Raw genomic sequence first — 17,915 nt, 5'->3', positions numbered from 1 at the left:
CGAACCTTGCGCCGCCCTTGTAGGAGCCGGCTTGCCGGCGATGGCGGTGTGCCTGACAACAGGGTTGTCAGGTTGGGATCGCATCGCTGGCAAGCCAGCTCCTACAGGGGACGGTGGTGGTTTTTAGTGCTGCAGAATCTTGTTGAGGAAGTGCTGCGTACGCTCGGCACGGTGGTTGATATCGCCGAAGAACTCTTCTTTCTTGCAGTCTTCGATGATCTTGCCGGCGTCCATGAAGATCACCCGGTCGGCCACTTTACGGGCGAAGCCCATTTCGTGGGTCACGCACATCATGGTCATGCCTTCGTGGGCCAGTTGCACCATCACGTCGAGCACTTCGTTGACCATTTCCGGGTCCAGCGCCGAGGTCGGTTCGTCGAACAGCATGACGATCGGGTCCATCGCCAGTGCACGGGCAATCGCCACGCGCTGCTGCTGACCACCAGACAGTTGGCCTGGATGCTTGTGGGCGTGAGCCGAGAGGCCGACGCGCTCGAGCAGTTGCAGGCCTTTCTTGGTGGCTTCTTCCTTGCTGCGGCCCAATACCTTGATCTGCGCGATGGTCAGGTTTTCGGTGATGGTCAGGTGCGGGAACAGTTCGAAGTGCTGGAACACCATGCCCACGCGCGAACGCAGCTTCGGCAGGTTGGTCTTCGGGTCGGCGATGGAGGTGCCGTCGACCACGATGTCGCCCTTCTGGAAGGGTTCCAGGGCGTTGACGCACTTGATCAGGGTCGACTTGCCGGAACCGGATGGCCCGCACACCACGATCACTTCGCCTTTTTTGACCTCGGTGCTGCAATCGGTCAGAACCTGGAAGTCCCCATACCACTTGTTGATGCTTTTGATAGAGATCATACGGCGAACCTTTTTTGCAGACGCTTGACCAGCTGCGAGGCGGCAAAGCTGATGATGAAGTACACGAGACCCGCGAAAATCAGGAACTCATTGGAGCGGCCAATGATGTCGCCACTGGCGCGCGAAGCATTGAGGAAGTCCACCAGGCCGACGGCGTAGACCAGCGAGGTGTCCTGAAACAGGATGATGCTCTGTTGCAGCAACAGCGGCGTCATCTTGCGGAACGCTTGCGGCAGGATGATCAGGCGCATCATCTGGCCGTAGGACATGCCCAGGGCCTGGGCAGCGCCCATCTGGCCCTTGGGAATCGACTGCACACCGGCACGGACGATTTCGCAGAAGTACGCCGCTTCGAACATCATGAACGCCACGATGCACGAGGCGAACGCTCCGATCGGGGTGTCTTCGCCGGTGATCCAGCGCAACACGAACGGCACCGCCAGGTAGAACCAGGTGATCACCAGCAGCAACGGAATCGAGCGGAAGTAGTTGACGTAGGCGCCAGCCAGGTTCGACAGCAGTTTGCTGTGGGACAGGCGACACAACGCCAGAATGGTGCCGAGAATGATCCCGCCGACGACGCCCATGATCATCAGCTTGAGGGTCATGACCATGCCGTTCCACAAGCCGGGAATGGCCGGGATGATGCCCGAGAAGTCGAATTCCATCATTTACCCCCTACGGAGATCAGGCCCGGTACGGCGACTTTCTTCTCGACCAGGCGCATCAGCAACATCAGGCTCATGTTCAGGGTGAAGTAGATCAGCGTGGCCAGGGTAAAGGCTTCGAACAGGTTGGCGGAGAACTCGGCGGTCTGTTTGGTCTGCGCGAGCAATTCCATCAAGCCGATCAGCGAGGCCACGGAGGTGTTCTTGAAGACGTTCAAAAATTCCGAGGTAAGCGGCGGAATGATGATCCGGTAAGCCTGGGGCAGCAGCACGTTCCAGTAGATCTGCGGCAGCTTGAAACCCATGGCGCGGGCCGCCGATTCCTGGCCTTTGGGCAGGGCCTGGATACCGGTGCGCACCTGTTCGCAAACCCGGGCGGTGGTGAACAGACCCAGGCACACGACGACGCTGAGGAAGGCCGAGGTGGTCGGGTTCAGGTCCTGCTTGTACCACTCTTGCAGGTCGGCCGGCAGCAGGTCGGGTACCAGGAAGTACCAGATGAACAGCTGAACCAGCAGCGGCACGTTACGGAAGAGTTCGACGTAGCAGGTGGCGATGCCCGATACGATGCGGTTCGGCACGGTACGCATGACGCCCAGGATCGAGCCCAGTGTCAGGGCGATGATCCAGGCCGCGATGGCGATGCCGATGGTCCAGCCCAGACCGGACAGGTACCAGTCGAAATAGGTCTCGCTGCCCACGCCGGTGGACTTGAAGAACACGCCCCAGTCCCAGTTGTAATTCATTAGGGTCTCCCCTCGGATTCGATCGATGTACAAATGCCCGCTTGGGGGAAGCTCCGTTCCCGCCTGTCCTTGGGGGACAGGCACACGCGCTCGGCTCGACAGCCACCGGTTCGAGTGTTTCCAGAAATGCCAGCAGGGAGTGCATTCCCCTGAAAGGGCTACGGCCCTTTCAGGGGATAAGGTTAGTCAGAAATCAGGACTTCTTGTCGTCAGCCGCTTTATCAGTCGGATTGGCGATCAGGGCCTTGAGTTCGTCGCTCATCGGGAAGTTCAGGTTCAGGCCTTTTGGCGGGATTGGCTGCATGAACCATTTTTCGTAGATCTTGTTGATCTCGCCCGATGCGTAGGTGGCCTTGATGGCGTCATCCACAGCCTTTTTGAACGGCTCGTCGCCTTTGCGCACCATGCAGCCGTAGATTTCATAGGACTGTGGAGTACCGGTCACGGCCCAGTCATCGGCTTTCTTGGCCTTGGCTGCTTCACCGGCCAGCAGGGCGTCGTCCATCATGAAGGCCACGGCACGGCCGGTTTCCAGCATCTGGAATGACTCGCCGTGGTCTTTGGCGGAGATGACGTTCATGCCCATCTGCTTGTCGGCGTTCATCGCCTTGAGGATGCGCTCGGACGTGGTGCCGGCGGTGGTCACGACGTTCTTGCCGGCCAGGTCAGGGAAGTCCTTGTACTTGGAGTCTTTCTTGGACAGCAGGCGAGTACCGATTTCGAAGATGCCGACGGAGAAGTCGACTTGCTGCTGACGCTCGACGTTGTTGGTGGTGGAACCGCACTCGAGGTCCACGGTGCCGTTCTGCACCAGCGGGATACGGGTTTGCGAAGTCACCAGGTTGTATTTGACCTGGAGGTTCGGCATGTCGAGGTCTTTTTTCAGGGCTTCGACGACTTTCAGCTGGATGTCGTGGGAGTAGCCGACCGGCTTGCCGGTAGCATCCGCGATATAGGAAAACGGAATGGAAGCGTCGCGATGGCCCAGGGTGATGGTGCCGGACTCTTTGATCTTCTTCAGGGTGCCGGTGAGTTCGGCGGCGAAAACCGGAGTGCTGATCAGAGCGGCAGCAATGGCTGCGCCCAGGATATGGGGAACGATGCGCATCAAATTTTCCTCGACTTTGTTTTTTTTATGGAGCCAGTTCATCGGCCCTTTTGTGCTGCAAAACACCTGAGCGCCACGATGAGTGAGCGCAAAGGACATTCGTCGAAGAAGTGTAGAGCATGACTCGTGCCAGACCAGTCTGAATTAGTCAAAATATTGATTTGTAAGGGAATTAAATATTTTTTGCGCTGAAATGTCAGTGAAGTGATCCGGTTAACCGAACCGACCCGCAGGTCGCGTTCGGAAAACCGAATGGCGGATTGCCTGCATCGCTTTTTGTAGGAGCCGGATTGCCGGCGATAGCGCTCTCAAGGGCGCCATCGCCGGCAAGCCGGCTCCTACGGGGGGGGCAGTCAGGAATATTTGCGTTTGTCCGGGGCTGGCGGGAAGTACTGGTACAACCAGGTCTCACTCAGCGTGCGGTCGTTGGTGCGGATGAACAGACGCAGTTCGACAGGCTCGACGCTGTCATTGGTCGGGTACCAGTCAAACAGGACACGGTAACCCTTGATGTCATCGAGCTTGAGCACGCTGAAATCCTTGACCTCGCCGTTCGAGCAAGTGACCACCGGCTCGATGCCCGCGCCCTCGGGCAGGCGGTCCAGACCGCCGCCGGTGAAGTCCACGGCAAAACGACGGGCCCAGACGGGCGGGTAATGCTCGCCCGGCGCCCAGCCTTCGGTGAAACCGCCCATCCCGGAACGGGTGGCATGGACCCGCGCCAGCGGCGTGCCGACCGGTGGCAGCGCGCTCCAGTAGAGCTTGTAGCCGTAGTTCAGCGAATCGCCGGCAGCCACCGGTTTCTTCGGGGTCCAGAAGGCGACGATGTTGTCCATGGTTTCGCCGGTGGTAGGGATTTCCAGCAGATCGACCGAGCCTTCGCCCCATGCGGTGGTCGGTTCGACCCACAGGCTCGGGCGGCGGCTGTACCAGTCGACGGTGTCCTGATAGCTGGCGAACTCGTGGTCGGTCTGCACCAGGCCGAAACCTTTCGGGTCCTTGTCGGCGAAGGCATTGAATTGCAGGGTCGCCGGGTTGTTCAGCGGGCGGCAGATCCACTCGCCGTTGCCGCGCCACATGGCCAGGCGATCGGAGTCGTGGATTTGCGGGTGAATGGTGTCGCACATGCGGCGTTCGTGAGTGCCGCAGCTGAACATGCTGGTCATCGGCGCGATGCCCAACTGGTCAATGGCGGTGCGCGCGTTGACGTGGGCATCGACCTCCATCACCACGCGCTCGGCCTGGCAGTCGATATCGAAGCGGTAGGCACCGGTGGCGCTCGGCGAGTCGAGCAGGGCGTAGACCACGAAGCGGGTGCTGTCCTTGTCCGGCGTCTCGAACCAGAACTTGGTGAAGTCGGGGAATTCTTCGCGCTTCCTGGCGTAGGTGTCGATGGCCAGGCCGCGGGCCGACAAGCCGTACTGGCCGGTGGCGTCCACCGCACGGAAGTAACTGGCGCCGAGGAAGGACACGACGTCGTGCTTGTCCAGTTCCGGGGCCTTGAACAACTTGAAGCCGGAGAAACCCAGGTCGCCCTTGAGCTGGGCGGTGTCGACCGTGGTGTTTTCATAGTTGAACAGCGACGGGCGGAAATGCACCTCGCGGGCCATCCGGGTTTTCGGGTCGACGCTGTACATGCGCACCGGTTGCTTGAAGCCCATGCCGACGTGGAAGAACTGCACATCCAGCTGACCCTTGAGTTCTTTCCACAACGAATGATTGCCGTCGTAGCGGATCGCATTGAAGTTCTGCGGCGTCATGCTCGCCAGGGTCGGCGGCAACTGTTGCTTGGTGTCCTGGTAGCGATTGCTGGCGAGCTGTTTGGCCTGGCGCTTCAGCGCCTCGAAATCGAATGCGCTGGCCTCGCCATCAGCGGTGCCGCCACTGGCGGCCCAGGCTTGGGCGGCCAACAGGCCCGTGGCGGACAAACCGGTGTAGGCCGCGATGGCCATGGAGGCTTTGAGCAAGTTTCTGCGGTGCATAAATACAACCTGTCGTGAGCAATCCCGCGCCGTTCCTGGCACGTACTGGATCAGAAAAAACGGTTCGGACATGCCTTCGGCCAAACGCAACGGACTGTAAAACAGATGCCCGACAGCTTAAACCGTTCGATTGCAGAGCAAAATTGAATGATGGCACAGCGCCGGTTCGGCAATGAAACAAGACATGTCGGGAAACAATTCCGACAGGGGTTTCTGATTTACAGGGCATTTCTGCTTTTTTCGACTAATTACTCTAAAAACCACTTTTCAGCGCCCGGAAAATTTCTATTCTGTGCACATGACCGGTTTATGCCCTTCGGACCGGTGCGGTTCAGTGGGCACCCAGCGGCTGCTGAAAAAGGGATAGGGCGATGCGGTTTTTTGCAGTTTTCTTTGACGTATAGAGAAGGACATCGTCCATGTCGAAAGTACAAGGCATCACTGAAATGTTGGGAATCTTTCCGTGCCTGGCCATCGGGCGACGCAGGCGCCGGCTTAATAACGAGGAAATGAAACTGGTGGAGCGGTATAGGGAGCTGTCGGAGAGCGACAGGATCGCGATGAGGTATCTGGTGGATGCGATGAGGAGTGTTTCGAGGTTTTGAAGCAGGGCTGGTTACCGTGAGAGCCATTTGGCTTTTAGGGTGGCCAGGCTGGTTAACCTGCCTGCATCGGCGTCGGCTATGCCAGCGTCTATTGCTTGCTGTCGGACAGATTGCTGGTCGAGCTTATGGAGATACGCTTCTGCAAAAGAGCTATCACAGGGAATCATTTCGATGATGTTTCGTTTGACGCTGTGAGTCTCGTTCATGTGGATATAGCTCATTCAGCAGGACAATTAATTGAGAGGACTCAAACCAAAGGGACGGACTGTGAAGTCTGTCCCTTTTTGATCAGCTCGATTTATCCCTTCAACGGCAAGTGCCAGCGATTGGGAAGGGTCGCTGCACCTGCATCAACTCAGGCATGTCTCGCCACTTGATCCAGGCGTGATGCTGGTAATGCAGCAAGGGCACCGAAACTCCCGCCCAATTCAAGGAACTCAGGCTTGGCAGGTTTTCCACAGGCTCTGATTTCGCATCACGCAGCGAGGGTATGACTTCGTTGCTCAACCACTGGCGCAGGTTGCGGTTTTCCGGGACGAAGTGGTGAACCAACAAGGCGTACATGCCTGATTCGCTGACCATCAGTGTTTCGACCGATTTGCCGTCCTTGAGCAGACAGACGCTGCGACGTTGGTCGGGATCGAGTTTCAAGGTCAAGCGTTCATTGAGTGGTTTGCCCATCAAGCGACCCAGATCCTGGACGCAAAACCAAGCTTGGTTGTTTTGCATGAAGGCATGGAGGAAGCGGTTGTGGCGAGTGAAGACTTTAGGGATGAAGCAGGAAGGAATTTCAGTCGGATGTGATGTGTGCTTGTGCATTTTTCGACTCCATGTTGAAAAAGGAGCCGCCACTAATCCTTCGACAGATTTGGGTGGCGGACCGTGCGGCGTTCGAAGTCGGAACATTCTCGATCAACATGGAAGCCGAGAGGCCCGCGCCACACGGCCCGCCATAACGCGAAACTGAAAGGCAAAAAAATGCCCCAGCTCATATGGGGGCGCGGATGCGCCATGTTGATATGTTCCGGCTTCGACTCCGGGCCGCTGATTTGGCAGCGACGGATTGAAGCCTATCGGTCAGGCGCTCGCGGCGCCAAGTCTACTCTGGCGACGCTTGTTGTAGGAATCGGCGCCGGTATTCGAAGGTTTGATCTGTAGGATTTTCCTGTTTTTGCATGAGGTGCTGAGAGTCAGCACCTGAGCCGCAGTTTTTCCTTTATTTATTCGCATCCAGCGAATGAACTGCAGGTTTTCTCCATGCTGATCGATTTTTCGGTTTCCAATTACCGCTCTTTCAGGGATAGGCAAGCGTTGTCTAAGGCGGCCGCTCCGTACCTGAGCAAAGCGCGAAATGTGCTCAAACCTTCGAAGTGCGCAGAAAGGGTCCCTGATTTATTGAAGAATGCTGCAATTTACAGATCTGACTCCCCCGGTAAATTTTCACTGATCCGAGCGCATGAGATAGGCGGGCAGCTTTCTTCAGTTCACTCCAAACTTACCTACGATGAGCGGAGGTTGCGGAGTTTTAAGCAAAGTATTACTTTTTTATCGAGGGTAATACTTGAGGGTGGAGATATGTCGACAACCATGACCAGCAAGGGGCAGGTCACTATTCCGAAGCCAATTCGTGACGCTCTGCATCTGACGCCGGGTTCGGCGGTTGAATTCAGTGTCAACGCCAATGGCGAGGTGGTGCTGCACAGCGGTAACCCAAAAAAAACTGACAAGTCAATTGTTTCTGACCGATTTGAGGCTGTGCGGGGCAAGGCCGATATCAAATGGCGTACAGATGAATTGATGGCGTTGCTACGGGGTGAGGACTGATGATTTTGGTCGACACGAATGTGTTGATTGATGTTTTGGAAGACGACCCGGTTTGGGCTGATTGGTCCATCAAGCAGCTTCGTGCCCAGTCACAGATTCATGAATTGGCTATTAATCCAATTATCTACGCTGAGCTATCCCAGACGTTCTCAACCTTTGAGGCACTGGATGATGTCATTCACCAGCTCGGTCTCGCAATGTGCGAAGTCCCGCGGCCAGCTTTGTTTTTGGCCGGGAAGGCTTTCATTCGGTATCGGAAAGTAGGTGGCGGTAAAAATAATGTCTTGGCGGATTTTTTCATCGGGGCACATGCCGCTGTAAAACGGCTGCCATTGTTGACTCGAGATGCCAAGCGCTACCGAAGCTATTTTCCTTCGGTTGAATTGATTGTGCCCATTTGATTTTTTTGACTCCACGGATCGGCGGGAATGGCCATCCGTGGAGCTCAAATACCGTTGCTTAACCTACTTCCCCCACCGCCCGATACGCCTCATCGATCGCCGCATGAGCATACGCGCTCCACGCCGCGTCCGAGTTGGCGATGCTCACCCGTCCAACCGGCTGACGGGCCAGGTTCATCAGTTTTTCGCTTTCGTCGGCATCGTCGTACAGGCTGTTGGAGAAGTACGCGTAGCCGTGTGACCAGCGGTTGACGGTGATGGCGAGGATGTCGGTTTCGTGGTTGAAGCCGCCAGGGCCGAGCATGCGTTGCAGTTGGTCACGCAGTTGCGCTTCCAGTTGCTCGAACGATTGGCCGTACAGGCGGCCACGGCCGGCGCGGGCCTGGTCGCGGGCGTTCATGCCGCTGTTGGGGCTGGTGGGTACGTAGACCATGTGCAGGCCGATCGGCTGTGTCGGGTCTTTCGGGTGGTCGTAGCCGCCCATGCTTACCGGGTAGTCGAGTTTGATCCGGCTGTAGGGTTGGGTCGCCGCATAGATTTCGTGCACGCCGAGTTTCTGGAACGACTGCCAGTTGCGGATCACCACCTTGGTGTACACCAACGGGAACTTCACGTTCTGGCTCAGGGCGTGGGATTGCTCCGGCGGCAGGTCGCGCAGCAGGTACGGGATGATCATGTTGTAGCAGGCCATGATGCAGTGCTTGCCGCGCACCTGGCTGAGCTGGCCGCCGCGGCTGTAGCCGACGTTCACGCCGCTGCCGACGTTGCGCACGTTAACCGCTGTGCTATTCAGACGGATGCGCACCGGGGCTTTGGCCTGATCGAGTTTGGCGTAGTCGAATGGGGCGAGGACGATATCGTCCATGGTGTGCCCCGGTGCCACGGCCGGGATCAGGCTGCGCACCAGCAAGCGCGCCAGCGAGGCGTTGCCGTCGGGGAAGTGGTAGATGTAGGGCTCTTCCATTTCCGCCTGGGCTTCTTCGCTGATCGGCTCCAGATTCATCGCGCTGAAACCTGGGAAACCGACTGAGTAGGCGTCGGACGCGGCAACCGCATCGATGCTCAGGGCCATGAAGTCGTTGGTGCGGCTTTGGAAGTATTTCACCGCTTGGGCCGACAAGCCTACGTCCTTGAGCAGGAAGTCCTGGTAGCTGGTGGCTTCCAGGTGTGCGGTTTTTTCCTCGATGGTTTTGCCGGGCAGGTAATCCTTGGGCGTCATGTGCAAGGCGATCAGCGCCTGGCGGTCGGCTTGCGGTAGCGGGAAGTCGTTGATGAAGTCCGGGATGGAGCGGGCGTGCAACTGGTCCGGGGCGATGTCGTCGGCCACCATCGGCGTCGGGTCGCCGGTCACCAGTTTGTCTTCGCCGAAGTTTTCCTTGTCGAAGAACACCCCGCGCGACAGGCCCAGGCCCGGGTAGAACTGGCGGTCAAACGCGGTCTCGAAGCGTTTGATGTTCACCCCGAGTTTCTTCAGCAGGCCGTTCACTTCCTGGCTGTACAGATGATTCGGCGACTGGAAGGCTTCGCTGCCGCCGTAGCCGATGATCATGCGACCACCGGCGGAGAATTCGTTGCGCTTGGCGTGACCGCCGAAGTCGTCGTGGTTTTCCAGAATCAGGATGCGCGCTTTCGGATGTTTCTCACGGTAGAACCACGCAGCGGACAGTCCGCTGAGGCCGCCTCCGACCACCACCAGGTCATATTCCTCGGTGATCGGCAGCTTGTCGGTGTCGAAGACCTTTTTCTCCCAACCCATCTGGTGGGCCATTTCGAACGAGCCGACGTGGCTACCCCGCAGGCCGGTCAGTGCCGGAGGGTAGTAGCGCCCGTCAGGGGCGGCCTGGAGAAGTTGCAGCGGGGTCATGCCGGCAGCGAGGGTGACAGCGACGCCGTTGAGAAAGTCGCGGCGGGTAATATCCATATTCAATCCTTGTTGTTTTTTCAGATCGCCCCGGTGCCACGACGGCGCCGGGGCGAATGCCGTTACCGGCTGACTTTCCAGGCATCGCCCGCCGGGGCGGTGCCGTGGTCATACGGTTTGGCGATCCACATGTAGAGCAGGCCCAGGCCAATCACGATGGCCGTGCTCAGTACCATGGCGTAGTTGATGTACCACGCGGCATCCGGTGTCCGTGGCCAGGCCATGTTGATAATGGCCCCGACACCATAGACCAGTGCGCCGATGTTCACCGCCCAGCCCCAGGCGCCGAGGGTGAATTTGCCGCTTGGTTTCCAGCCCTTCATGCGGGCGTACAGGGCCGCGAGCACGATCATCTGGAACGCCAGGTAGATGCCGATGGCCGCGAAGCTGACGATGGTGGCGACTGCATCCTGCAGGAAGAAGCCGAGGATGATGATCAGCGCCGGCAGGACACCGGAGACGAACAGCGCGGCAACCGGAACCTGCGTCGTAGGGGAAATCTTCTTCAGCAGTCGGCTGCCGATGACCATTTCGTCACGGGCGTAGGAATACAGCAGGCGACTGGCCGCCGCTTGCAGACTGATCACGCAGGAGATGAAGGAAATCATCACCACGCCCATCACCACTTTCGAACCCACCGGCCCGAACGCGTTGTTGAGGATGGTGGTGACCGGGTCCTTGTCGGTGCCGTTGATCACGGCCTGCATGTCTGGCACCGCGAGGATCAGCGCCAGGCAGGCGAACATCGCCGCAATGCCGCCGATGTAGATGGTCATGCGCATCGCCACCGGGATCTGCTTGCTCGGGTTCGGGGTTTCTTCGGCCACGTCGCCGCAGGCCTCGAAACCGTAGTACAGGAACATCCCCGCCAGCGAAGCGGTAAGGAACGCCGGCAGGTATGAGCCATCGACGCTGATATCGAAGGTGTTGAACAACACGCTGATCGATTGATGACGCTCGAAGATCAGCAGGTAAACGCCAACGATGACTGCGCCGACCAGTTCACACAGGAAACCGAACATGGCGATGCGCGCCAGCACTTTGGTGCCGCTGAGGTTGACCAGGGTGGCGAACAGCGTCAGGAACAGGGCGATGATGATGTTGGTGTTGTTGCTCGGTTCAAATCCCATCATGGCGGCCAGGTACGGACCGGCACCAACGGCTACGGCAGCGATGGTCACGCACAGGGCGATGGAGTAGATCCAGCCCACCATCCACGCCCAGCGCTTGCCCACCAGACGACGGGCCCATGGGTACACGCCGCCGGAAATCGGGAACTGCGAAACCACTTCGCCGAAGATCAGGCACACCAGCAACTGGCCGCAACCGACCAGCAAATAGGCCCAGAACATCGGTGGCCCGCCCGCGGCCAGGCACAGGCCGAACAGGGTATAAACCCCGACGACCGGGGACAGGTAGGTGAAGCCCAGGGCGAAGTTTTCCCACAGGCTCATGCTGCGATTGAAGTTGGAGGTGTAACCCAGTTTGCGCAGTTGCTCGGCATCGCTGTCGGCAAGGACTGCAGAGAGATCGGGTGATGCACTCATGTGTGTTTACTCCGGAAAATCGGCAGATTTCGGATGTCCGACACCGTGGCGGGGCCTTGAGGGCACTGCCAGGATCGGTGGTTATTGTTTTGTCTTCTTTGGGGTGAAGCCTGGTGGTGCGTACTGCCGGTTTCTGCCTTGAAACCGAGGTGATCCCTTCGCTGTAGGAGCGAGCCTGCTCGCGCAAAACCTGAGGACACCGCGGGGCGTCAGGATCCCCGCGTCAACGTTGACGTCCATCGCGAGCAGGCTCGCTCCTACAGGCGATGCGTTTCTTAGTGCTTGAACATCACATGCCGAACGACGGTGTAATCTTCGAGCCCGTACATGGACATGTCCTTGCCATACCCGGACAACTTCTGCCCGCCGTGGGGCATTTCGCTGACCAGCATGAAGTGTGTGTTGACCCAGGTGCAGCCGTACTGCAAACGCGCCGACATCCGATGGGCGCGGCCGACATCGGCGGTCCACACGGAGGAGGCCAGGCCGTAGTCCGAATCGTTGGCCCAGCCCAGCACCTGCGCTTCATCGCTGAATTGGGTCACCGACACCACCGGCCCGAACACTTCGCGCCGGACGATTTCGTCATCCTGCTGGGCATCGGCCAGCACCGTTGGTTCGAAGAAGAAGCCATTGCCCTCGACAGCCTTGCCGCCAGTGATCAGGCGAATGTGCGGCTGGGCGATGGCGCGTTCGACAAAACCGGCGACGCGGTCACGGTGTTGTGCGGTGATCAGCGGGCCGAGTTCGGTCGACGGATCGTCCTGCAAGCCGTACTTGATGCTGCTGACCGCCGCTCCGAGTTTCTCGACGAATTTCTCGTAGATGCCTTCCTGCGCGTAGATGCGGCAGGCGGCAGTGCAGTCTTGCCCGGCGTTGTAGAAACCGAAGGTGCGGATGCCTTCGACGGCGGCGTCGATGTCGGCGTCGTCGAAGATGATCACCGGGGCCTTGCCGCCCAGTTCCATGTGCATGCGTTTGACGCTGTCGGCGGTGCTGGAAATGATGTTCGAGCCGGTGGCGATCGAACCGGTCAGCGACACCATGCGCACTTTCGGGTGGGTGACCAGCGGGCTGCCGACGCTAGGGCCACGGCCGAACACCAGGTTGAGCACGCCGGCCGGGAAGATGTCCGACGCCAGTTCGGCCAGGCGCAGGGCGGTCAGCGGGGTCTGTTCCGACGGCTTGAGCACCACGGTATTGCCAGCGGCGAGGGCCGGGGCGATTTTCCAGGCGACCATCATCAGCGGGTAGTTCCACGGCGCGATGGAGGCGATCACGCCCACCGGGTCGCGGCGGATCATCGAGGTGTGGCCCGGCAGGTACTCGCCACCGGCCGAACCGCTCATGCAGCGGCTGGCGCCGGCGAAGAAGCGGAACACGTCGGCAATCGCCGGGATCTCGTCGTTCAGCGCGGCGCTGTAAGGCTTGCCGCAGTTGTCCGACTCCAGTTTGGCCAGCTCTGCGCCGTGGGCCTCGATGGCATCGGCGAGTTTGAGCAGCAGCAGCGAACGTTCTTTCGGCGGGGTCTGCGACCAGCTGTCGAAGGCGGTATCGGCGGCGCGCACGGCGGCATCGACCTGGGCTTCGCTGGCTTCGTTGATTTCCACCAGCACGCGACCCAGCGCCGGGTTGAACACCGGTTGGGCGGGGCCTTCGCCGTCTTGCAGTTGGCCGTTGATCAAGAGTTTGGTTTGCATGGCATGTGTCCTCTTCAAAACTGTTGTTGTTCTTCTGCCGAAACGGGGCCCCCTGTAGGAGCTGGCTTGCCAGCGAAGGCGGTGGATCAGCCAACATCTTTGTTGAACCTGATGGCCCCATCGCTGGCAAGCCAGCTCCCACACGAGTTCATTCCCACAGCAGGTCATGAGTTGTCAGTTACTTGCCGCCACTGCCCGCAACGCTTTCGCCGCCACGTGTCAGGTAATAGGCGCCGAGGATCGGCAGCATGGTCACGATCATCACCAGCATCGCCACGACGTTGGTCACCGGCACGTCCCGTGGGCGGCTGAGCTGGTTGAGCAGCCACAGTGGCAGGGTGCGTTCATGGCCGGCGGTGAAGGTGGTGACGATGATTTCGTCGAACGACAGGGCAAACGCCAGCATGCCGCCGGCCAGCAACGCCGAGCCGAGGTTCGGCAGGATGATGTAGCGGAAGGTCTGCCAGCCGTCGGCGCCGAGGTCCATCGAGGCCTCGATCAAGCTGTGGGACGTACGGCGCAAGCGGGCGATGACGTTGTTGTAGACGATCACCACGCAGAAGGTCGCGTGGCCGACGATGATGGTGAACATCCCCGGCTCGATGCCCAGTGTCTTGAAGGTCGCCAGCAACGCGATCCCGGTGATGATCCCCGGCAAGGCGATCGGCAGGATCAGCATCAGCGAGATGCCTTGCTTGCCGAAGAAGTCCCGGCGGTACAACGCCGCCGAAGCCAGCGTGCCGAGGATCATGGCGATCAGCGTGGCAATCGAGGCGATCTGCAACGACAGCTTGATGGCCTCGAGCACGTCCGGCCGGGAGAACGCCACGCCGATCCACTTCAGGGTGAAGCCCTTGGGCGGAAAGCTGAACGCCGCGTCTTCGGTGTTGAAGGCGTACAGGAAGATGATCAGGATCGGGAAGTGCAGGAACACCAGCCCGCCCCAGGCGGCGATGCGCAGGCCTAAGGATGCTTTTTCAGAGTGCATCGAAGGCCCCCAGACGTTTGACGATGGACAGGTAGATGGCGATCAGCACGATCGGCACCAGGGTGAACGCGGCAGCCATTGGCATGTTGCCGATCGCGCCTTGCTGGGCGTAGACCATGCTGCCGACGAAGTAGCCGGGCGGGCCGACCAGTTGCGGCACGATGAAGTCGCCCAGGGTCAGCGAGAAGGTGAAGATCGAACCGGCGGCAATGCCCGGGATCGACAGCGGCAAAATCACTTGCATGAAGGTCTGGCGCGGCTTGGCCCCGAGGTCGGCGGAGGCTTGCAGCAGTGAGGGCGGCAGGCGTTCCAGCGAGGCCTGGATCGGCAGGATCATGAACGGCAGCCAGATGTAGACGAACACCATGAAGCGCCCCAGGTGCGAGGTCGACAAGGTGCTGCCGCCGACACCGGGAATGCCCAGTACGAATTGCAGGACCGGTTCCAGCCCCAGGTGCTGCACGAACCACTGCGCCACGCCGCCCTTGGCCAGCAGCAAGGTCCAGGCGTAGGCCTTGACGATGTAACTGGCCCACATCGGCATCATCACCGCGATGTAGAAAAACGCCTTGGTCTTGCCCGTGGTGTAGCGCGCCATGTAGTAGGCAATCGGGAACGCGACGATGGCGCTGGCAATCGACACGGCAATCGCCATGCCCAGGGTGCGCAGGATGATGTCGAAGTTCGACGGCTGGAACAGCGCGGTGAAGTTCGCCAGGGTCAGGTCGGGGGTGACCGCCATGGTGAAGTCATCGAAGGTGTAGAAACCTTGCCACAGCAGCACCAGCAATGAGCCCAGGTAGATTGCGCCGAACCACAGCAGCGGCGGTACCAGCAGGAGCGACAGGTAAAAATTCGGCCGGCGATACAGCAGGTTGGAAAACCTGCGCAGCAGCGAGCCGCTGGCCGGAGATTGAGGGATAGCTACGGTGTTCATCTCACACCCCGCCTGCAACGGTATCGTGCAACGGGATCATGGCTTCGCGTGCCCAGCGCGCGCTGATGCGCTGCCCGGTCTGGTGTTGTGCGCTGGTGTCCAGCCACTGATTGTTGGCCTGGCTGACGTTCAGGGTCTGGCCGTTTTCCAGTTTCAGTTCATAGCGGGTGGCGCTGCCCTGATACTGGATATCGTGCAGCAAGCCGGTGACTTCGATTTCGTGGCTGGCCAGCGGGCCTTCGGCGAAACGCACGTGTTCCGGGCGAATCGAGAACGGCTGCGGATTGCCACTGATTTGCTTCGCCAGATCACCGCGGATGACGTTGGAGGTGCCGACGAATTCGGCGACGAAGGTGGTGGCCGGTTTCATGTACAGGTTGCGCGGGCTGTCGACTTGTTCGATGCGGCCCTTGTTGAACACCGCCACGCGGTCAGACATCGACAGTGCTTCGGTCTGGTCGTGGGTGACGAAAATGAAGGTGATGCCGAGCTGGCGTTGCAGCTTTTTCAGCTCGCTCTGCATTTGCTCGCGCAGTTTCAGGTCGAGTGCGCCCAGTGGCTCGTCGAGCAACAGTACGCGAGGACGGTTGACCAGGGCGCGGGCCAGGGCCACACGCTGGCGCTGACCGCCGGACAGCTGCACCGGCTTGCGGTCGCCATAGCCACCGAGGGCCACCATATCGAGCGCCTCTTCGGCGCGCTTCAGGCGTTCGGTCTTGCCCACGCCTTTGACTTTCAAACCATAGGCGACGTTGTCGCGAACGTTCATGTGCGGGAACAGCGCGTAATCCTGGAACACGGTGTTCACGTCACGCTGGTAAGGCGGCAGGCCGGCGGCCTCTTCGCCATGAATACGGATGGAACCTGCGCTCGGTTGTTCAAAACCGGCGATCAGGCGCAAACAGGTGGTCTTGCCCGAGCCGGAAGGCCCCAGCATGGAGAAGAACTCGCCGTCCTGGATGTCGATGGAAACCCGGTCTACGGCTTTCACTTCGCCGAATTGACGGGAAACGTTGGTGAACTGGACTGCAAGCGTCATGGTGCGGTGCTCCAAAAAGGCGAAGGCCGTCGCAGCGGCCCTGCCTGGACTTCTGAAAAAACGAATAACGGTCAACTACAGCCGGATGCCTTGCTCGGCAGTGGCAACAGAGGTGATCAATTGTGGGAGCTGGCTTGCCAGCGATGGGGGCCGCTCAGTCAGTATCGTGTTGCCTGACACTCCGCCATCGCGGGCAAGCCCGCTCCCACAGGTATTTCCTTCACTTCAAGGATCAGCGGCCGCCCATGATCGCGATGTAGTCCTGGGTCCAGCGGCTGTACGGCACGAACTTGCCGCCTTCAGCCTGCGGGGTTTTCCAGAAGGCGATCTTGTCGAACTGGTCGAAACCGTTGGTCTTGCAGCCTTCGGCGCCGAGCAGTTCGCTCTCCTTGCACGCCGCAGGGACCGCTGGCAGCGAGCCGAACCATGCCGCTACGTCACCCTGGACTTTCGGTTGCAGCGACCAGTCCATCCACTTGTAGGCGCAGTTCGGGTGCTTGGCCTCGGTGTGCATCATGGTGGTGTCGGCCCAACCGGTGGCGCCTTCTTTCGGGATGGTCGAGGCGATTGGCTGTTTCTCGTTCATCAGGCCGTTGACCTGATACGGCCAGGCACCGGAGGCGACCACGCCTTCGTTCTTGAAGTCACTCATTTGCACGGTGGTGTCGTGCCAGTAGCGGTGGATCAACGGCTGCTGGGCGCGCAGCAGGTCGAGCACGGCCTTGTACTGGGCTTCGGTCAGTTCGTACGGGCTCTGGATGCCCAGTTCCGGTTTGGCGGTCTTCAGGTACAGCGCCGCGTCGGCGATGTAGATCGGGCCGTCATAGGCTTGCACGCGACCCTTGTTCGGCTTGCCGTCCGGCAGGTTTTCGGCATTGAACAGTACGCCCCAGGTGGTCGGCGCGGTCTTGAACACGTTGGTGTTGTACATCAACACATTCGGGCCCCACTGATACGGGGTGCCATAGGTCTGCTTGTTGACCACGTACCAGGGTGCATCCTTGAGGCGCGGGTCGAGGTTTTTCCAGTTCGGGATCAACGCGGTGTTGATCGGCTGCACACGCTTGCCGACGATCAGGCGCAGGGAGGCGTCGCCCGACGCCGTCACCAGATCGTAACCACCCTTGGCCATCAGGCTGACCATTTCATCGGAAGTGGCCGCGGTCTTGACGTTGACCTTGCAGCCGGTTTCCTTCTCGAAACCGGTCACCCAGTCGTAGGCCTTGTCGCTCTCGCCACGTTCGATGTAGCCAGGCCAGGCCACAATATCCAGTTGGCCCTCGCCAGCCCCGACAGCTTTGAGCGGCTCGGCGGCCTGGAGGCTGGCACTGGCCAGCAGCGCGGTGGTGATTGCACTGAGCAGTGCGGTCTTGTGCGCGAACATGGGAATTCCCTCTTCTTTAATTATGGTCGGGGCAGTTTTTTGAACATGGTTTTCAACGTCGTAAACAAGATCCTGTAGGAGCCGGCTTGCCGGCGATGAGTCCTTCAAACCTTGCGGTGTCCTGGTGGACGCCATCGCTGGCAAGCCAGCTCCTACAAGGGGACCGCTTTGTTCCAACGTTTCTACATCAATGCCTTTACGGCTAAT

The 17,915-nt window shown here is 59.6% G+C and carries 17 protein-coding genes; 3 read left to right on the top strand and 14 right to left on the bottom strand.

Annotated features, from left to right (window positions below):
- Positions 1 to 123 precede the first annotated feature (123 nt).
- The 5 genes from AB7M25_RS24535 to AB7M25_RS24515 form a co-directional block, all read right to left on the bottom strand.
- Entirely contained in the window at positions 124 to 858 is a 735-nt protein-coding gene (locus AB7M25_RS24535; RefSeq protein WP_104450728.1) for an amino acid ABC transporter ATP-binding protein, read from the bottom strand.
- Complete coding sequence (locus AB7M25_RS24530) at positions 855 to 1,526, bottom strand: amino acid ABC transporter permease (protein ID WP_429385737.1); 672 nt, start codon at positions 1,524 to 1,526, stop codon at positions 855 to 857. Before AB7M25_RS24530 ends, AB7M25_RS24535 begins: the two co-directional genes overlap by 4 nt.
- Positions 1,526 to 2,272 (bottom strand): amino acid ABC transporter permease, encoded by a 747-nt coding sequence (locus AB7M25_RS24525; protein WP_429385734.1) that lies wholly within the window; start codon positions 2,270 to 2,272, stop codon positions 1,526 to 1,528. The genes AB7M25_RS24530 and AB7M25_RS24525 overlap by 1 nt, the downstream gene beginning before the upstream one ends.
- A gap of 193 nt (positions 2,273 to 2,465) precedes the next feature.
- On the bottom strand, positions 2,466 to 3,380 hold the full coding sequence (locus tag AB7M25_RS24520; protein ID WP_429385735.1) for a glutamate/aspartate ABC transporter substrate-binding protein: 915 nt from the start codon (positions 3,378 to 3,380) through the stop codon (positions 2,466 to 2,468).
- 353 nt (positions 3,381 to 3,733) lie between these two features.
- On the bottom strand, positions 3,734 to 5,362 hold the full coding sequence (locus AB7M25_RS24515) for a glucan biosynthesis protein D (RefSeq protein WP_429560244.1): 1,629 nt from the start codon (positions 5,360 to 5,362) through the stop codon (positions 3,734 to 3,736).
- A 419-nt stretch (positions 5,363 to 5,781) separates the two neighbouring features.
- Here AB7M25_RS24515 and AB7M25_RS24510 point away from each other — a divergent pair, with 419 nt between their 5' ends.
- Positions 5,782 to 5,967, top strand: coding sequence for a hypothetical protein (locus tag AB7M25_RS24510; protein WP_007975077.1), 186 nt, complete (start codon positions 5,782 to 5,784; stop codon positions 5,965 to 5,967).
- Positions 5,968 to 5,978: 11 nt separating this feature from the next.
- Here AB7M25_RS24510 and AB7M25_RS24505 read toward each other — a convergent pair whose 3' ends face one another.
- Together AB7M25_RS24505 and AB7M25_RS24500 are read right to left on the bottom strand one after the other, a co-directional pair.
- On the bottom strand, positions 5,979 to 6,173 hold the full coding sequence (locus AB7M25_RS24505; protein WP_429386016.1) for a hypothetical protein: 195 nt from the start codon (positions 6,171 to 6,173) through the stop codon (positions 5,979 to 5,981).
- A 100-nt stretch (positions 6,174 to 6,273) separates the two neighbouring features.
- Entirely contained in the window at positions 6,274 to 6,786 is a 513-nt protein-coding gene (locus AB7M25_RS24500) for a BRO-N domain-containing protein (protein WP_429386015.1), read from the bottom strand.
- A 438-nt stretch (positions 6,787 to 7,224) separates the two neighbouring features.
- Here AB7M25_RS24500 and AB7M25_RS24495 point away from each other — a divergent pair, with 438 nt between their 5' ends.
- A complete protein-coding gene (locus tag AB7M25_RS24495; protein ID WP_429386013.1) occupies positions 7,225 to 7,791 on the top strand; it encodes an AbrB/MazE/SpoVT family DNA-binding domain-containing protein in 567 nt (188 codons plus the stop codon).
- Positions 7,791 to 8,192, top strand: a complete 402-nt coding sequence (locus AB7M25_RS24490) for a type II toxin-antitoxin system VapC family toxin (RefSeq protein WP_429386011.1) — start codon at positions 7,791 to 7,793, stop codon at positions 8,190 to 8,192. Before AB7M25_RS24495 ends, AB7M25_RS24490 begins: the two co-directional genes overlap by 1 nt.
- Positions 8,193 to 8,250: 58 nt before the next feature.
- On the opposite strand, the gene AB7M25_RS24485 is transcribed toward AB7M25_RS24490, so the two are convergent.
- The 7 genes from AB7M25_RS24485 to ydcS form a co-directional block, all read right to left on the bottom strand.
- Positions 8,251 to 10,113 (bottom strand): NAD(P)-binding protein, encoded by a 1,863-nt coding sequence (locus AB7M25_RS24485; protein WP_429386010.1) that lies wholly within the window; start codon positions 10,111 to 10,113, stop codon positions 8,251 to 8,253.
- Between the two features lie 62 nt (positions 10,114 to 10,175).
- Positions 10,176 to 11,660: an APC family permease gene (locus AB7M25_RS24480; RefSeq protein WP_454238083.1), complete on the bottom strand. Its 1,485-nt coding sequence runs from the start codon at positions 11,658 to 11,660 to the stop codon at positions 10,176 to 10,178.
- 275 nt (positions 11,661 to 11,935) lie between these two features.
- On the bottom strand, positions 11,936 to 13,360 hold the full coding sequence (locus tag AB7M25_RS24475; RefSeq protein ID WP_454238082.1) for a gamma-aminobutyraldehyde dehydrogenase: 1,425 nt from the start codon (positions 13,358 to 13,360) through the stop codon (positions 11,936 to 11,938).
- A 178-nt stretch (positions 13,361 to 13,538) separates the two neighbouring features.
- Positions 13,539 to 14,348, bottom strand: a complete 810-nt coding sequence (locus AB7M25_RS24470) for an ABC transporter permease (RefSeq protein ID WP_454238081.1) — start codon at positions 14,346 to 14,348, stop codon at positions 13,539 to 13,541.
- Positions 14,338 to 15,285 carry an ABC transporter permease gene (locus tag AB7M25_RS24465; RefSeq protein WP_015093713.1) on the bottom strand — a complete coding sequence of 316 codons (948 nt, stop codon included), beginning with the start codon at positions 15,283 to 15,285 and terminating at the stop codon, positions 14,338 to 14,340. Before AB7M25_RS24465 ends, AB7M25_RS24470 begins: the two co-directional genes overlap by 11 nt.
- A gap of 1 nt (position 15,286) precedes the next feature.
- Entirely contained in the window at positions 15,287 to 16,324 is a 1,038-nt protein-coding gene (locus tag AB7M25_RS24460) for an ABC transporter ATP-binding protein (RefSeq protein ID WP_429386003.1), read from the bottom strand.
- A gap of 232 nt (positions 16,325 to 16,556) precedes the next feature.
- Complete coding sequence (gene ydcS / locus AB7M25_RS24455) at positions 16,557 to 17,708, bottom strand: putative ABC transporter substrate-binding protein YdcS (RefSeq protein ID WP_218485965.1); 1,152 nt, start codon at positions 17,706 to 17,708, stop codon at positions 16,557 to 16,559.
- Between the last annotated feature and the right edge of the window lie 207 nt (positions 17,709 to 17,915).

Source organism: Pseudomonas sp. AP3_22 TE3818 (assembly GCF_053628995.1).
The sequence above is the reverse complement of the archived record's forward strand: the minus strand, read 5'-3'. Positions and strand labels throughout refer to the sequence as shown.

Coding starts and splice junctions, on each gene's coding strand:
- AB7M25_RS24465 (WP_015093713.1), bottom strand. CDS start 15,285: ATGAACACCGTAGCTATCCCTCAATCTCCGGCCAGCGGCTCGCTGCTG.
- AB7M25_RS24475 (WP_454238082.1), bottom strand. CDS start 13,360: ATGCAAACCAAACTCTTGATCAACGGCCAACTGCAAGACGGCGAAGGC.
- ydcS (WP_218485965.1), bottom strand. CDS start 17,708: ATGTTCGCGCACAAGACCGCACTGCTCAGTGCAATCACCACCGCGCTG.
- AB7M25_RS24525 (WP_429385734.1), bottom strand. CDS start 2,272: ATGAATTACAACTGGGACTGGGGCGTGTTCTTCAAGTCCACCGGCGTG.
- AB7M25_RS24500 (WP_429386015.1), bottom strand. CDS start 6,786: ATGCACAAGCACACATCACATCCGACTGAAATTCCTTCCTGCTTCATC.
- AB7M25_RS24495 (WP_429386013.1), top strand. CDS start 7,225: ATGCTGATCGATTTTTCGGTTTCCAATTACCGCTCTTTCAGGGATAGG.
- AB7M25_RS24510 (WP_007975077.1), top strand. CDS start 5,782: ATGTCGAAAGTACAAGGCATCACTGAAATGTTGGGAATCTTTCCGTGC.
- AB7M25_RS24535 (WP_104450728.1), bottom strand. CDS start 858: ATGATCTCTATCAAAAGCATCAACAAGTGGTATGGGGACTTCCAGGTT.
- AB7M25_RS24520 (WP_429385735.1), bottom strand. CDS start 3,380: ATGCGCATCGTTCCCCATATCCTGGGCGCAGCCATTGCTGCCGCTCTG.
- AB7M25_RS24505 (WP_429386016.1), bottom strand. CDS start 6,173: ATGAACGAGACTCACAGCGTCAAACGAAACATCATCGAAATGATTCCC.
- AB7M25_RS24515 (WP_429560244.1), bottom strand. CDS start 5,362: ATGCACCGCAGAAACTTGCTCAAAGCCTCCATGGCCATCGCGGCCTAC.
- AB7M25_RS24480 (WP_454238083.1), bottom strand. CDS start 11,660: ATGAGTGCATCACCCGATCTCTCTGCAGTCCTTGCCGACAGCGATGCC.
- AB7M25_RS24490 (WP_429386011.1), top strand. CDS start 7,791: ATGATTTTGGTCGACACGAATGTGTTGATTGATGTTTTGGAAGACGAC.
- AB7M25_RS24470 (WP_454238081.1), bottom strand. CDS start 14,348: ATGCACTCTGAAAAAGCATCCTTAGGCCTGCGCATCGCCGCCTGGGGC.
- AB7M25_RS24460 (WP_429386003.1), bottom strand. CDS start 16,324: ATGACGCTTGCAGTCCAGTTCACCAACGTTTCCCGTCAATTCGGCGAA.
- AB7M25_RS24530 (WP_429385737.1), bottom strand. CDS start 1,526: ATGGAATTCGACTTCTCGGGCATCATCCCGGCCATTCCCGGCTTGTGG.
- AB7M25_RS24485 (WP_429386010.1), bottom strand. CDS start 10,113: ATGGATATTACCCGCCGCGACTTTCTCAACGGCGTCGCTGTCACCCTC.